At 36.1% G+C, this 16,257-nt stretch carries 13 protein-coding genes; 7 read left to right on the forward strand and 6 right to left on the reverse strand.

Going from position 1 to position 16,257, the window contains the following annotated elements; translation table 11 throughout:
- Positions 1–47 precede the first annotated feature (47 nt).
- The 3 genes from porK to topA form a co-directional block, all read right to left on the reverse strand.
- A complete protein-coding gene (porK, locus tag IIF7_RS04085; RefSeq protein WP_084840406.1) occupies positions 48–1,418 on the reverse strand; it encodes a T9SS ring complex lipoprotein PorK/GldK in 1,371 nt (456 codons plus the stop codon).
- Between the two features lie 113 nt (positions 1,419–1,531).
- Positions 1,532–2,695 carry a formimidoylglutamase gene (locus tag IIF7_RS04090; protein WP_084840407.1) on the reverse strand — a complete coding sequence of 388 codons (1,164 nt, stop codon included), beginning with the start codon at positions 2,693–2,695 and terminating at the stop codon, positions 1,532–1,534.
- A gap of 4 nt (positions 2,696–2,699) precedes the next feature.
- Positions 2,700–5,225 carry a type I DNA topoisomerase gene (topA, locus tag IIF7_RS04095; RefSeq protein ID WP_084840408.1) on the reverse strand — a complete coding sequence of 842 codons (2,526 nt, stop codon included), beginning with the start codon at positions 5,223–5,225 and terminating at the stop codon, positions 2,700–2,702.
- A 560-nt stretch (positions 5,226–5,785) separates the two neighbouring features.
- Here topA and miaB point away from each other — a divergent pair.
- The 7 genes from miaB (at position 5,786) to groL (ending at position 12,508) form a co-directional block, all read left to right on the forward strand.
- A complete protein-coding gene (miaB, locus tag IIF7_RS04100; RefSeq protein WP_084840409.1) occupies positions 5,786–7,231 on the forward strand; it encodes a tRNA (N6-isopentenyl adenosine(37)-C2)-methylthiotransferase MiaB in 1,446 nt (481 codons plus the stop codon).
- Between the two features lie 58 nt (positions 7,232–7,289).
- On the forward strand, positions 7,290–8,582 hold the full coding sequence (locus IIF7_RS04105) for a sigma-54 interaction domain-containing protein (RefSeq protein WP_084840410.1): 1,293 nt from the start codon (positions 7,290–7,292) through the stop codon (positions 8,580–8,582).
- A 46-nt stretch (positions 8,583–8,628) separates the two neighbouring features.
- On the forward strand, positions 8,629–9,132 hold the full coding sequence (lptE, locus tag IIF7_RS04110; protein WP_084840411.1) for an LPS assembly lipoprotein LptE: 504 nt from the start codon (positions 8,629–8,631) through the stop codon (positions 9,130–9,132).
- A gap of 8 nt (positions 9,133–9,140) precedes the next feature.
- A complete protein-coding gene (locus tag IIF7_RS04115) occupies positions 9,141–10,004 on the forward strand; it encodes a hypothetical protein (RefSeq protein WP_084840556.1) in 864 nt (287 codons plus the stop codon).
- Positions 10,001–10,366, forward strand: coding sequence for a preprotein translocase subunit SecG (gene secG / locus IIF7_RS04120; protein ID WP_084840412.1), 366 nt, complete (start codon positions 10,001–10,003; stop codon positions 10,364–10,366). Before IIF7_RS04115 ends, secG begins: the two co-directional genes overlap by 4 nt.
- A 151-nt stretch (positions 10,367–10,517) precedes the next feature.
- Positions 10,518–10,793 (forward strand): co-chaperone GroES, encoded by a 276-nt coding sequence (locus tag IIF7_RS04125; RefSeq protein ID WP_084840413.1) that lies wholly within the window; start codon positions 10,518–10,520, stop codon positions 10,791–10,793.
- A gap of 77 nt (positions 10,794–10,870) precedes the next feature.
- The gene (gene groL, locus IIF7_RS04130) at positions 10,871–12,508 is read left to right on the forward strand and encodes a chaperonin GroEL (RefSeq protein WP_084840414.1); all 1,638 of its coding nucleotides are present in this window, start codon (positions 10,871–10,873) and stop codon (positions 12,506–12,508) included.
- Positions 12,509–12,812: 304 nt separating this feature from the next.
- Here groL and IIF7_RS20800 read toward each other — a convergent pair whose 3' ends face one another.
- Genes IIF7_RS20800 through IIF7_RS04140 form a run of 3 tightly spaced genes read right to left on the reverse strand, consistent with a single transcriptional unit; the run spans position 12,813 to position 16,256 of the window.
- On the reverse strand, positions 12,813–12,950 hold the full coding sequence (locus tag IIF7_RS20800; RefSeq protein WP_176218891.1) for a hypothetical protein: 138 nt from the start codon (positions 12,948–12,950) through the stop codon (positions 12,813–12,815).
- Between the two features lie 38 nt (positions 12,951–12,988).
- Positions 12,989–13,618: a copper homeostasis protein CutC gene (locus IIF7_RS04135; protein ID WP_084840415.1), complete on the reverse strand. Its 630-nt coding sequence runs from the start codon at positions 13,616–13,618 to the stop codon at positions 12,989–12,991.
- A 1-nt stretch (position 13,619) separates the two neighbouring features.
- Positions 13,620–16,256, reverse strand: a complete 2,637-nt coding sequence (locus IIF7_RS04140; RefSeq protein WP_084840416.1) for a carboxypeptidase-like regulatory domain-containing protein — start codon at positions 16,254–16,256, stop codon at positions 13,620–13,622.
- Position 16,257 lies beyond the last annotated feature (1 nt).

Raw genomic sequence — 16,257 nt, forward strand, 5'->3', positions numbered from 1 at the left:
ATTAAGTTTAAGTTTTTAAGATTGTTATTTAGGGGTTGTTGGTTATTTTAATTTAAGGGCGTTTGCTGGTTTAAAGGAACATCATTACCTAAGTAATCCTGCACGGTTCTAAAACCAATATAACTTCTTGCTGAATCAGCATATTCATAATCTCTGGAAGACACCTGTAAGAAATACGCTACATCTTTCCAGGATCCACCTCGTACTACTTTTCTTGGATCTTCGTAATCATCTACAGTAGGATTCATAGAAGACATGTAATCATAAGATGAAGCGTCATAAGAAGAGTTTACCCACTCAGACACGTTACCAGCCATATTATACAATCCATATCCATTTGGATCAAAAGATTTCGCTTCTACAGTATATAGCGCCTGATCTGCAGCATAATCCCCTCTTAAAGGCTTAAAGTTGGCCATAAAACAGCCACGATCATTTTTAGTGTAAGGACCTCCCCAAGGATATGTTCCACCTTCTAAACCACCACGAGCAGCATATTCCCATTCTGCTTCAGTTGGCAATCTATAATGAGGTACATTACTATCTCCTCTGGATTTACGGAAATCGTTATTATATTTTGTTCTCCATTCTGAAAAGGCTCTGGCTTGTTTCCAGTTTACCCCTACAACAGGATAATCATCAAAAGCGCTATGCCAAAAATAATCATTGTGCATAGGTTCGTTATAAGAATAATTAAAGTCTTTAATCCAAACTGCTGTATCTGGATAAACTTCTACAACTTCAGTTTGTACATAATCACGACGATTTCCTTTACCTCTGGCTGCAGCCTGGATATCCATCCAGCTATACTTAAATTTTAAATGCTTAACATCGATTGTTCTTGTTCCATTATAGGCATCTTCCTGTGGAATGTACAATTGATCCATTACCCGGGCATAAGCTACATCTGGATAATCTTCTGTATCCCAAACAATATCTACCCTTTTATTTAATTTTCGGTTTTCGTAAGAATCCATTTCGCCACCGGTACCATAAGTCTCTAACATATATTCCTGGTAAGGGGTAAGATTAGACTCATCTGCATCTGCAAAAGCGTATTCACCAATTCCATTATCTCCAGCAGTAGCTCCTTCAAGCTCAGCTTCCATTGCAAGCATTACGCGTACAACAGAATCTTTCACATAATTTACAAACTGGCGATATTCAGCATTAGTGATTTCGGTTTCGTCCATGTAAAAAGAGTTGACTGTAACCGTCTTTGGAGGGGCGTTTAGTTGTCCTGCTATATCATCATCAGATTTCCCCATGATGAACGATCCACCCGGGACTAATACCATCCCAAAAGGATCTTCAGGGTTCCATCTTTTTCCTTCCGCACCTACAAGCTGCCCTCTGTCATTACTTCCACAACTGTAGATTAAAGCAAGAACAGCAACTAGCGAAACAATTTTCTTCATAATACTTTTTAGGTTAAGACATCTCAATTTAAGGCAGTAAACCTATCTAATTATTTTCTAAAAAACAATAGTTTTAAGAAAATTACAATATATCAAAGGCTTGCCCAACTCGATTAAACTTCGTTTTTTCTCTTAGCTTTATACCATCTTTCTGGAATTACCTGATTACAGGCTTCCAAATAATCCTCCTCACTACATGGTAATAACGTGCTTCTTTTTAATTTAGTATTGGAGTTAGCAACGTAGGGAATCTCGATCCACCAACGACCGCTAAGCGGACTTTTAAAAAACACCAGTACATCATCATCTATAGGAACCTGATATTTAATAAACTCTTGCTTAGCCGCTACGGTATTTTCATTGTTCCTATAATTTACTCCTTCTGCAAAATACCAGATCATTTGTGCTAATAGCATATTTGATAATTCTCCCAATGCCGAATGATATTCAAATATACCAAAAGAGCTTACTTTATCACTTAGGCCTGCGTATCTGGATATTGCACAAATTTCTTTGCCATTAAAACCATTAGGAGATTTAAAAAATGAACTTCCCAAAGCTCCAGAATCAATACTATTTAAATCTACACTAACCAGATTGGCTGCTCTCATTATAGGTTCTATTAAAGAAATATCATTACTGATTTCTCCTAAACGATAAGCATCAAAAAACAACCTATCCATTAACTCTATTTCTTCCTGAGAGTTAAAATAGGTTTGATAGCCAATATTTGAATAGTTAAATAGATTATAAGGCTCGTTTACAATAATCTTAGAAACATAGGATTTATTAGAGATTACCTGCTCTGCATCACCTAAATCGAAACGAGCATCTACATTTACAAGGTTTACCATCTCATCTAGAGTATCATAAGCCCTGTATTGCGCATAAATAAGATCTTGCGAACCACCAAGTAAAACAGGAATCACATCCATTTTCACCAATGCGGCAACCGTTTTTTCAACCGCGAAATATGTATCTTTTACTGTATCTCCCTTTTGAATATCGCCAAGATCTGCAATATTCATACACCAGTTACCTGGAAATAAACTATAAAAAGTCTTTCTAATTCCGTCGAAATTCAGCAAGTCGTCTTCATAAGTTTCTGAAAGACGATTTTCCCGAATCCCGATAATAGCAATTTGCACATCACCAAGATCTGGAATACCTTCTAAAACCGAATTAAACTTCACTTTTGAACCTATACTATGCTGACTTAAGGCTTCAGCATAAGCTATCAACTCTTCACTAACAGGACTTAAAAAATCCAATTCCATTCAGTTACTTTTTGGATGTTTTCTTTGTTGTTTTTTTAGCAGTAGTTTTCTTCTTGGTCGTTTTCTTAGCTGCTTTTTTCTTTGGTGCTTTTTTAGCGATTATATCTTTAGCCTCTTCAAGCGTAATTTTTGTTGCATCTACTGTTTTAGGTAACTCTACCTTAGTTTTACCTTTTATAACATTAGATCTTCCCCATCTGGCCTTTTCTACACGAATCCCTTCTTCTTCCCAATTATGAATAATCTTCTCTCGCTCTTTACGTTTCTTATCTTCGATAAGTTCTTCTATATCTTCGCCTGAAAGATTATCAAAATCGTACTTTTTATTCACATTTATAAAAATCCCATTCCATTTTAAGTAAGGACCAAAACGCCCAACTCCTTTTTGAACTGGCAGGTTTTCATATTCGTAAATAGGAGCATCTGCCTTTTCTTTTTCTTTGATAAGCTCTAAAGCTCTATCAAAATCAACACTCATGGCATCTTCACCTTTTTCTAAAGAGACATATTTCTTACCAAATTTCACATAAGGCCCATAACGGCCATTATTTACCTCAACTTTTTCTCCTTTATATTCTCCTAATTCCTTTGGAAGTTGAAAAAGATCCATCGCTTCTTCGTAAGTGATGGTATCCAGTGTTTGATCTGGCCCTAAACTTGCAAATTTTGGCTTTTCATCATCTTCTACAGATCCTATCTGAACCATTGGCCCAAACTTCCCTAAACGCACACTTACCGGCTTTCCGGTTTCAGGATCTTCTCCCAGGATTCGCTCTCCAACTTCACGATCTGCATTCTTTGCAACATCTTGGACATGCGGATGAAAATCTGTATAAAAATCCTTCATCATTTTTGTCCACTCCTCATTTCCTTCAGCAATATCATCAAAGCTTTGCTCCACTTTTGCTGTAAAATTGTAATCGAGAATGTTAGAAAAATGATTAACTAAAAAGTCATTTACTACTTTACCTACCGCCGTTGGCACTAATTTTCCTTTATCACTACCTACGGTTTCGCTTAATTTCTTTTCTGAAATTTTTCCGTTTTCAAGAGTAAACTGCGTGTATTCACGTTCGGCTCCTTCAATAGAGCCTTTTTCTATATAATTTCTATTCTGAATAGTTGAAATAGTGGGCGCATAAGTAGAAGGTCTACCAATTCCAAGCTCTTCCAATTTCTTAACTAAAGATGCTTCAGTATATCGATAAGGCGGACGCGTAAAACGTTCAGTAGCATGTATAAAAATGTTTTGAAGAGCCTGATTCACTTTCATATCTGGCAACATTCCGCTTTGCTCTTCAGAATCTTCGTCGTCGCTTCCCTCTAAATAAACCTTTAAAAAACCTTCAAATTTCAGCACTTCACCATTCGCTGTAAAAATTTTATCATGCTTATCTGCTTCAATTTTCACATTGGTACGCTCTAACTGCGCTTCAGACATTTGTGAAGCGATAGCACGTTTCCAAATCAATTCGTATAAACGCTGCTCATCACGATCGGCTTTTACACTATGACTGGCAAAATTTGTGGGACGAATAGCTTCGTGAGCTTCCTGTGCACCTTTAGTTTTACCTTTAAATTGTCTTGATTTTGCGTATTCTTCGCCATAGGCTTTTAAGATTTCGCGCTTAGCTCCTTTACGTGCATCATCAGATAGATTAACACTATCTGTTCTCATGTAAGTGATATGACCGGCTTCATAAAGACGTTGCGCCAGGGTCATTGTTTTACTTACTGAAAAATATAATTTTCTTGAGGCTTCCTGCTGTAATGTTGAAGTTGTAAATGGTGGTGCAGGCGATTTCTTAGCTGGTTTTTTAGTAAGATCTGCAACCTTAAAATTAGCACCTAGATTATCATTTAAGAATGCTTCAGCTTCTTCTTTAGTATCAAAATTCTTAGGAAGTTTAGCTCTAAACGTTTTCCCTTCAGCATTAGCAAATTCAGCATCAATTCTATAAGAAGCTTCTGGAGTAAAATCTTCGATCTCACGCTCTCGCTCTACAATTAGTCTAACAGAAACACTTTGCACCCTTCCGGCAGAAAGTCCTCCCTTTACTTTACGCCATAAAACCGGTGAAAGTTCGTACCCAACCAGTCGGTCTAAAACTCTTCTGGCCTGCTGTGCATTTACAAGATTATAGTTAATCCCTCTGGGATTTTCTATTGCATTTAAAATGGCAGATTTTGTGATTTCGTGAAAAACGATCCTTTTGGTATTATCGTCCTTTAACTTAAGTTCTTCTGCAAGGTGCCAGGCTATTGCTTCTCCTTCACGATCCTCATCACTAGCAAGCCATACAGTCTCGGCATCCTTAGCTAAACCTTTAAGTTTTCTAACAACATCTTTTTTATCTTTCGAGACGATATATTTAGGAGAAAAATCTCCCTCAGTATCCACCCCTAACTCTTTTGTAGGAAGGTCTGCAATATGCCCAAAGCTTGAAGCCACCTTATAATCTTTCCCCAAAAACTTTTCAATCGTTTTTGCCTTGGCAGGAGACTCCACAATCACTAAATTTTTTGCCATAGTTTACATTTTTGTAAGTGCAAAAGTATATCAATTTTTTTTTAACCTAATAAATGATTTATTAAATAGGTTTTAAATTAAAAGTATTATAAGCTTTTAAGACCTGTTTTGAAAGCATTTTGCACAAAAATTACATGCCCGCGATATCGCGGGCATGCAAAAATAAACCAAACATAAATAACAATCGTAATTAAGAAACTTAATAGATTGATTTTACTATCTTTATACCAAATTACAACTAGTGCTTACCCCGATCGGTAACAGTCATCATTAGGCAGAATTATTTCATAGGTGTTATATTCTTTATTGACTTTGTTAGCAATGATCGGGGCTTTCACGCTATTTTCTTTTTCAAAAATCTCTTCCCCTTATTAATCTTTCACTTTTTTTTAATCATTTTCAGCAGCAAAAATCACTGCCATTTTTATCGAATTTCAACCATTAGATGTAATAAGATGAAAAAGGTTGCGTAAAAATTTTAAAAAATTTTACTGCCACTTTGTCACAAGAAGCTTAAAACGTATCTTTGCCACCTAATTACCTAAGCTTAGTACAGCATTATGGAGAAGATTATTGACGAAAAGCAACAGGGAAACTCCCTGGTAATGGAGCCTAAGACCGAAAACAAGCGTAAGCTTTTTATAGAATCTTATGGTTGCCAGATGAATTTTAGTGATAGTGAAATTGTAGCTTCTATTCTTTCAAAAGAAGGTTACAACACTACCCAGCAATTAGAAGAAGCTGATCTTGTTTTGGTAAATACCTGCTCGATTAGAGAAAAAGCTGAACAAACAGTAAGAAAACGCCTTGAAAAATATAATGCCGTAAAACGTATAAATCCTAATATGAAAGTTGGGGTTTTAGGCTGCATGGCAGAGCGATTAAAAAGTAAATTCTTAGAAGAAGAAAAAATTGTAGACTTGGTTGTAGGACCAGATGCCTACAAAGATCTTCCTAATCTTATTAATGAAGTTGAAGAAGGTAGAAATGCGGTTAACGTGATTCTTTCTAAAGAAGAAACTTACGGTGACATTTCACCTGTGCGTTTACAATCTAACGGAGTTTCTGCTTTTGTATCGATTACTCGTGGTTGCGATAATATGTGCACCTTTTGCGTTGTTCCTTTTACTCGTGGTAGAGAACGTAGCCGTGACCCGCAAAGCATCATCGAAGAGGTTAACGATCTTGCCAACAAAGGTTTTAAAGAAATTACCCTTCTTGGACAAAATGTAGACAGTTATTTATGGTATGGTGGCGGACTTAAAAAAGACTTTAAGGATGCCACACCGATGCAAAAAGCTACGGCTACTAATTTTGCTGCACTTCTAAAAATGGTTGCTGAAGCACAGCCAAAAATGAGAATTCGTTTTTCTACATCTAACCCACAGGATATGACCTTAGATGTTATAGAAGTAATGGCCGCTCATCGCAATATTTGTAACTACATTCACTTACCGGTACAAAGTGGTAGTGATAAAATGCTTAAGAAGATGAATCGTCTTCATACACGTGAAGAATATTTCAGTCTTATCGATAATATCAAAAAACTAATCCCAGATTGTGGAATTTCGCATGATATTATTACCGGTTTCCCAACCGAAACTGAAGAAGATCATCAGGACACTATTTCTTTAATGAAATATGTAAAATATGATTTCGGATTTATGTTTGCTTATTCTGAAAGACCAGGAACCATGGCTGCCAGAAAATTTGAAGATGATATTCCTGAAGAAACCAAAAAGAGAAGACTATCTGAAATTGTTGCTCTTCAGCAGGAACATAGTAAATATAGAACATCGCAATTTTTAGGAAAAACTGTCGAAGTGCTTATCGAAAAAGCTTCTAAAAAATCTGATGCTCATTGGAGTGGTAGAAACACGCAAAATACTGTGGTAGTTTTCCCTAAAGAGAACTATAAAGTTGGTGATTTTGTAAATGTGAAAATTAGCGATTGCACCAGTGCCACACTAATTGGTGAAGCTGTTGGATACAGTGACAATAATTAAAAAAGGTATATTCTTATCTAAAAGCTATTCAATAACATTTAAATACCACATATTTTAAATGGAATCAGTACAGGCCATAAAACAACGTTTTGGAATTATAGGAGATGATCCAAAATTAAACAGGGCTATAGAAAAAGCAATACAGGTTTCCCCTACAGATATTTCGGTTTTAGTGACCGGGGAAAGTGGGGTTGGGAAAGAAAGTATTCCAAAAATTATTCATTCCCTATCGCATCGCAAACATGGTAAATATATTGCTGTAAACTGCGGAGCTATTCCCGAAGGAACTATAGACAGTGAGCTTTTTGGTCACGAAAAAGGAGCGTTTACAGGAGCTACCCAAACCAGAAGCGGTTATTTTGAAGTAGCCGATGGCGGTACAATATTTTTAGATGAAGTTGGTGAATTACCGTTACCAACCCAGGTAAGACTTTTACGTGTTTTAGAAAACGGAGAATTTATTAAAGTAGGTTCTTCTAAAGTTCAAAAAACAAATGTTCGTATCGTTGCCGCGACCAACATTAATATGTTCGAGTCGATCAAAAAAGAGAAATTTAGAGAAGATCTTTATTATCGATTAAGTACGGTAGAAATTCACTTACCACCACTTCGCGAGCGTAAAGGCGATATTCATTTATTGTTTAGAAAATTTGCTTCAGATTTTGCTTTAAAATATAAAATGCCAACCATCAGATTAGAAGATGATGCGGTACTTTTAATGCAAAAATATCACTGGGGCGGAAATATTCGTCAGCTTCGAAATATCGCTGAACAAATATCGGTTCTAGAGCAGGACCGCTCAATAAATGGTAAAGAGCTTAAAGAATATTTACCAGATATGGGCAGCAATTTACCAGCGGTAATTTCAGACAAGAAAAAAGACTCAGATTTCAGCAACGAAAGAGAAATCCTTTATAAGGTTCTTTTTGACATGAAAAATGACCTTAACGATCTTAAGAAACTTACCTTAAAATTAATGCAGGAAGGCAATTCTAAAGAAGTTCGTGATGAAAATGAAGGGCTTATTCAAAAAATCTACGGTAATGGTGATGAGGACACTGAAGATTTTAACGTAGAAGATCTGGATAGCGATAATCTTGAAGTATTACAAATACCACAACAGAGTAGCCTAAGCGAATACGAGCCACAGCAAGAAAACCTGTCTGAAAAAGACAAATATCACTTTGCTGAAGAAATTGAAGAAGAAGAAACGCTCTCACTTCAGGATAAAGAACTAGAATTGATTAAAAAATCGCTGGAACGCCACAATGGCAAACGTAAAGCTGCTGCTGAAGAATTAGGGATTAGCGAAAGAACACTTTATCGCAAAATCAAACAATACAATTTATAATCTTAGAATTTCGTTTTACGAGAAACAAAATTCACGACCTTAACCTATGAAAAAATTAGGCCTTATTTTATCGATTTTCGGCATTTTGAGCCTTGTTTCTTGCGGAATTTATTCGTTTACAGGAGCAAGTACTGGTGATGCCACGAGTTTTCAGGTTAATAATTTCCAGAATACTGCAGATTTGATAGAACCGGGAATAGAGAGAACCTTTAAGCTTAACTTACAGGATCTTATTCAAAATCAAACAAATCTTACCTTAACAAATAATAACGCCGATCTTATTTTTGAAGGTGAAATTATCGATTATTATATTGCGCCGATGACGGCGACTGCACAGAACACGGCTGCACAAAATAGACTAACAATTGCAGTGCAGGTAAGATATTACAACACGCTGGAACCTGAGAAAGATTTCGACAGGCGGTTTTCTTTCTATTACGATTATCCGGCAGGACAACAATTAGTAGGCGCAACACTTAATACTGCTATTGAAGAAATTTACGACAGGATTACACAAGACGTTTTTAATGCTGCTTTAACCGATTGGTAAAATTAGCTATGGATTTAAAGAATTTCACATATTTATTAGAACATCCCGAAGAAGTTTCGCCACAGGAAACTCGAGAGTTAGAGGATATTTTAATGAATGCTCCTTACTTTCAGGCGGCACGTGCTATTCGATTAAAAGGTTTAAAAGATGCAGAAAGCCCTTCGTACAATTCGGCTTTGCGAAAAACTGCAGCTTTTACTACCGACCGTGAAATCCTTTTTGAATATATAAGCTCTATAGATTTTAACCAAAATCGCATAGCCCATCAAATTAAAAAACAGGACGAAAAACTTAACAATCTCGAAGTTTACGAACCTATAGAAGTTTTAGGCAAAAAAAGCATGGCAATTGGCGAGGCCATACAAATGAAGCAGGACGAATCTGACAAGGTGATGGATCCTGAACTTTTTGAGCGTTCTAAAAATAGAGCACCTTCAGAATTACCTGAAGATCAATTAAAAATTGGCAGCCCTTTGCAATTTAATAATGCTGAATCACACAGCTTTTCAGAATGGCTTAGATTAACTTCAGCCAAACCACTTCAGCAACAAGATTCAGCTAAAAAAGAGCAAAATGCCCCTGAAAATATTCAGAAGAAATTTGACATTATTGACCGGTTTATTTCTAAGAACCCAAAAATAAAACCGGCTAAATCTTCTCCAAAAGCCAGCGTTCCAGATCTTAGTAGCCCAGCTCCTGAGGCCTTAATGACAGAGACTTTAGCCCGAGTTTATCTTGAACAAAAAAACTTTAAAAAGGCAATTCAGGCCTATAAAATTTTAATTTTGAAAAATCCCGAAAAAAGTGGTTTCTTTGCAGACCAAATTCGGGCAATCGAAAAATTACAGGAAAATAACACAGATAAAGAATGAGCACATTCACAATTTTTTTAGTTTTAATAGTTATCGTAGCATTTTTGCTAGTGGTAGTTATCATGGTGCAAAATCCTAAAGGAGGCGGTTTATCTTCTTCTCTTGGTGGCGGCGGTCAACAAATTGGTGGTGTACAAAAAACAAACGATTTTTTAGATAAAAGTACCTGGACACTGGCAACCGTTTTATTAGTACTTATCCTTATTAGTAATGTTTCTATTATGGATGGTAGCAGCGGTTTTGGAGACTCTAAAATATTTGATGAGGACGAAGTAGAAAATGCTTTACCAGAAGCAACTCCTGCACCAGCACAACAAACTGAACAAACAGAAGCAACTCCTGCTGCAGATAGCGCTCAGTAAAAAATATACCAGATTACATTTATAAAATGCCAGCTTGTCACAAAGCTGGCATTTTTTATTTATTAATGTCAGCTTTTTTTTAGTGGCATAATTTTCGAAATATTCAAGATCGAATATTTAAAATTAATTAATCAAAATAAATTTAAAGAAAATGGGACTAAACATTAAACCGCTTTCAGACAGAGTTCTTATCGAGCCTGTAGCAGCTGAAACAAAAACAGCTTCAGGTATCTATATTCCAGAAACTGCAAAAGAAAAACCACAAAGAGGTAAAGTTGTAGCAGTAGGTAAAGGAACTAAAGATCACGAGATGACTGTTAGTGTTGGTGATATGGTTCTTTATGGCAAATACGCCGGTACCGAACTTAAATTAGAAGGTACAGATTATCTTATCATGAGAGAAGACGATATTCTTGCTATCGTATAATTCTATTCTCAGACTCAATTTTAATTAAAAATTAATCAATTTTAAGCCGAATTCCGGCAACTAAAATTTACAATAAAATGGCAAAAGATATAAAATTTGACATCGAAGCACGCGACGGTATTAAGCGCGGTGTAGATGCTCTTGCAAACGCAGTAAAAGTAACTTTAGGACCAAAAGGTCGTAACGTAATTATTAGTAAATCTTTTGGTGCTCCAACAGTAACTAAAGATGGTGTTTCTGTAGCTAAAGAAATCGAATTAGAAGACGAGCTAGAGAACATGGGAGCTCAAATGGTAAAAGAAGTAGCTTCTAAAACTAACGATCTTGCTGGTGACGGTACTACAACAGCTACTGTTTTAGCACAAGCTATCGTTAAAGAAGGTCTTAAAAACGTTGCTGCTGGTGCAAACCCAATGGATCTTAAAAGAGGGATAGATAAAGCGGTAGAAGCTTTAACTAAAAACTTGGCTGAGCAAACTCAGGAAGTTGGAGATTCTTCAGAAAAAATTAAGCAGGTAGCTTCTATTTCAGCAAACAATGATGACCTAATTGGTGAATTGATCGCTGAAGCTTTTGGAAAAGTTGGTAAAGAAGGGGTTATTACTGTAGAAGAAGCTAAAGGGACAGATACTTATGTAGATGTTGTAGAAGGTATGCAGTTTGACAGAGGATACCTTTCTCCTTACTTTGTAACTAACAGCGAGAAAATGACCGCTGATCTTGAGAATCCTTATATTCTTCTTTTCGACAAGAAGATCTCTACAATGAAGGATCTTATGCCAGTTTTAGAGCCGGTAGCACAATCTGGAAAACCACTTTTAATTATTGCTGAAGATGTAGACGGTGAAGCCCTTGCTACTTTGGTTGTAAACAAATTAAGAGGTTCTCTTAAAATTGCTGCTGTAAAAGCTCCAGGATTTGGTGATCGTAGAAAAGCAATGCTAGAAGATATCGCAATCCTTACTGGTGGTACTGTAATTTCTGAAGAAAGAGGTTTCTCTTTAGAAAATGCAACTATCGATATGTTAGGAACTGCAGAGAAAGTAGCTATCGATAAAGATAACACTACTATCGTAAATGGATCTGGAGACGACAACGCAATTAAAGAGCGTGTTAACCAGATTAAAGCTCAAATCGAAACTACAACTTCAGATTACGACAAAGAAAAACTACAGGAGCGTCTTGCTAAATTAGCAGGTGGTGTTGCAGTACTTTATGTTGGTGCAGCTTCAGAAGTTGAAATGAAAGAAAAGAAAGACCGTGTAGATGATGCGCTTCACGCAACTCGTGCAGCTGTAGAAGAAGGTATCGTTGCCGGTGGTGGTGTTGCCTTAGTTAGAGCAAAAGCTGTACTAGAGGCTGTTGCTACTGAAAATGCAGATGAAGCAACAGGTATCCAAATTGTAGCTCGCGCAATTGAAGCTCCACTTAGAACAATCGTTTCTAACGCAGGTGGTGAAGGATCTGTAGTAATCAATAAAGTTCTTGAAGGAGACAAAGATTTTGGTTACGACGCAAAGACAGATACTTACGTAGATATGATGAAAGCTGGTATTATAGATCCTAAAAAAGTTACACGTGTAGCTTTAGAGAACGCAGCTTCTGTATCTGGAATGATCTTAACTACAGAGTGTGCTTTAATCGATATTAAAGAAGACAATGCTGGCGGAGGAATGCCACAAGGAATGGGTGGCGGTATGCCAGGAATGATGTAATCACATCACAAACCCAATAGTATTAAAAAGCTGTCTTATTCATTTAAGGCAGCTTTTTTTATGCTGAAAGTTTTTAACCAGATATATTATTCAAAATCAAAAATTCATAAAAACATCCTTTTTAATGAAAACAATAAACTGCGAGTTTTGATTAAAATGAATTTACTATTGAAAAATATTCTTGAAAAGATCAATTTCTACGGAACAAAGAAAAGTTCCTCTCTAACTTTGATATAACTCGACTACTGAAATTAACGAGTTTCATAACGGAAGAGAAATTAGTAAATTTTAAGACTTCTTTCGCTTAATGTAAAAAAGCTCCTAGAAAGCCTGCCTTAAAATCACTCCAATCCATAATTATCTGAAAAACAACGATTGCCAGAATAATTAGAACTGCTGTTCTTAATTTAGCCTCTGGTTTTCCTTTCTGCTCAGTATTCATATAAAAAACGTTTGGATTAGCTAAATTATAAAAAAATATTAAAATTCACCAAGAATTCGGCGACCATGATAAGCCCGCGCACCGATACTTTGATGTATTTCGTCTAAATTTTTATTTGTAACCCGCCCGGCCGGCATGATTTCCAGTTTATTACCGGCAATTGCAATCATTCCTTTTAAAGTCGAAATTCCTTCTTTTGCGGTTGCTTTTCCTCCTGAACTTAAAATTGTAGAAATTCCATCGATTTTCGATAATTCTTCGGTTGCTTTTAAAATATCTGGTGTTTCATCAATGGCTTTATGAATTACTACTTTTAATGGTTTAGAAAGTGTTACCAAAGTAGAAATTCGGTCTAAATCCAAAGTTTTATCTTCTTTTAGGATTCCAAAAACAACTCCTTCTACTCCAATTGCTTTACAAAATGAGATATCCTGCTTCATTACATCAAATTCGGCTTCAGAATATACAAAATCGCCTCCCCGGGGACGAATCATCACGCGAAACGGAATCTTCAGTTGTGCTTTTGCCTTTTCAATAACACTTCTTTCCGGAGTAATTCCATCTTGCGACAAGTCTGCGCACAGTTCTACTCGGTCTGCGCCAAGTTTTTCAGTTTTTAAGGCTTCTTCTAAAGATTCTACGCAGGCTTCTTTGACGAAATTGGTCATTTTAAAAGGTAAATTTTAAGGTGGCTAATACCTGCGATGGCCGTAATCGATAACTACTTTGCACGTAATAATACTCGTTATTATACGCATTAATAAAGGTATCTGTGTTCAGGATATTGCGCCAGCTAATGTTAAGATCCATTTTAGGTTTCTCAAAAGTAAACTGATAGCTTAGGTTCACAAAATAATTGGTGCCATTTTCAGATAAAGAATTGCCATAATATTCGCCTCCCGCACTTAAATATTGATTGTCTTTTGGATAAAAATAAAGATCGAGCGTATGCTGCTGAGTTTCTATTGTTTGAAAATCTCCATCTTCGAAACCTGAAGTATAAGTAGTATAATTACCCGAATAATTCGCAATTAGCCAACTGGAAATTTCAGCATCTAGGCTTCCTCGAAAATTTAAACTTCTTGTGTTTACTTCGGCCAGCGTATTATTTAAAAGCTGCTGACGTTTTGATAAATTATAGGAAGTATTCAATTTAAGCGTTGTTTTCATTTTCCTAAAATACTTACTTCCACCGGCTCTAAAACTATGATTATCGGAGTTATTATCTAAAGCTACAGCTTCTAAAATTGTTGTCCCATTTTCACCAATATTAGAACTGTACAGCAAATTATTTTCAGAATAATTATAAGAATAAGATGCGCTTAAGAATAACTGTTTTAAGGGATTTCGATACCCCAGCCCGGCATTATAAATTTGTCTTGTTTCTTCGGAAATCGGGGCGTTATACCTATTTAGATTTCGATATCCATTTAGTAAAAAGCCATAATATAATTGCTGAAGTTCCCCAAAATCATACCTTAAGGCTGCTGAAGCATTTGCATCCCAATAAGCAGAAAGTTTTTTATTCATAGAAAAATAAGGTTCAAAAATCAGCCGATCCAACTCCCTGGTTTCTTCAAAATTATCATCCTCTAAACGAAAACTTTTAAATTCTAGCGGCGTACTTAAACTCAAATTCCAAGTTTCATCTTTACTTTTAAATCTGAAAGAGTTTTTAAAATAGACCGAAGATTCTACAAATTCGGTTCTGTTCTTAAAATCAGCATCAAAAACCTCTTCTCCATCTTCCAAAAAAATATCGGTATCTAATTGCTGATTCTGGATAGAAAATCCAAATTTAGGTGCTATGGTAAATTTCCCTAACGCTTCGGTAAAGCCGGCCGAATTATCGGTGTATATTTTTCTGGTTGAAACTAATTGCTGAAGCTGTTCATAAGGCTCACCATCGTTAAAAATGGCTTCAAACTGTCCCGGCTTTACTAAAAGATCCTGATTATTTTCAGCAAAACCTGTATTTGAAGTAAAAGTGATCAATTGCTTTCCTACAGTTCTAAGCAGGCGTAAATCGTTTTTAATTCCGAAGAAAGGATTGTCCATCTGCTGCATTATTCGTGTATCAGGACGATCAATTAAACCGCGTTTGGCATTCCAGGACCCATTAAAGGCTAGTTGATCTTTAAAATAATTTTTATCGGCATTATTCTCTAAAGTAAGCTCTCCTTCCAACTTACTTATAAAAATATCGTTATTCGTATTTTCGATAACATCGATCGTATCTGTAGGAGTAAAATAGCGTGTTTGAGTACTACCATCCTGTTGCTGATAATCATTAAGGTAAGAAATATTCAGTTTTAGATCTAAATCTTTTTTAATGCGCTGTAAAATATTTCCCGAAAGTAAATGAACATTATTATCTAGCCAACGCTCGGAAGAAAATGGAGGTGGCGACACATTTTGTATCGAAACCCAATTCTCCTGATCTATACCAAAATTATTTCCATAGAAGTTCTGTGAAAAATTAAGAACCTCACCAGAGGCATCTACGCCAGTATTGTTACTTTGGTAAGTAACGATCGCCTGTCTTTTCTTTGTAAATATCATTGGTGTAACTTTAGCTTGCCATAGTAAAGGCGCTGCACCAATCCCTGCGGTTGCTGTCCCGCTAAACGTGATATCTTTTTTTAGTTTTATATTGATCGAAGCTCTTTCTGAAAACTCTAAACTATCCAAAACTTTTACCGGCTGATGATTTTCTAGAATTTCGATTTTAGAAACCGCATTTGCCGAAAGGTTATTATTGGCAAGGTTATAACGCCCTTCCAACATATCTAAACCTTCGATATAATATTTCTGGATGGGCTCATCTTTATAATAAATCCCCCCATTTGGTCGAATTTCGATCCCAGGAATTTTCTTTAGTACATCTGCAATAACCCGGTCGTTTTTACCTTTAAAAGCATCTACCGAAAAACTGAGCGTATCGCCACGTTGCTGTAAAATTTCAGATTTTACGATTACTTCTTTTAAAGCTTCAGAAGAAGGCGAAAGTTTCACTTCTAATTGCTGCGCTTTATTGAGAATAGTTTTTTCGAACGTAGCAAAACCTATGTAAGAAACTTTTAGAAACAAGGATTCACTCTCACTTTTCACGGCTACCTTAAATTTTCCATCGGTGTCTGAAATTCCATAAGCCAGGATCGAAGAAACCGAATCTTTACTGATCATTATTGTTGCACCACTAAGCTTTTTACTGTTATCATCGAAAACCTGCCCGGTAATTTCAGTTTGAGAATAGCCTGCAAAAACAACGAATATTGATAGAATTATAAAGAGGATTTTTTTCATG

The organism is Zunongwangia atlantica 22II14-10F7, assembly GCF_002094855.1.
Lineage (GTDB): Bacteria > Bacteroidota > Bacteroidia > Flavobacteriales > Flavobacteriaceae > Zunongwangia > Zunongwangia atlantica.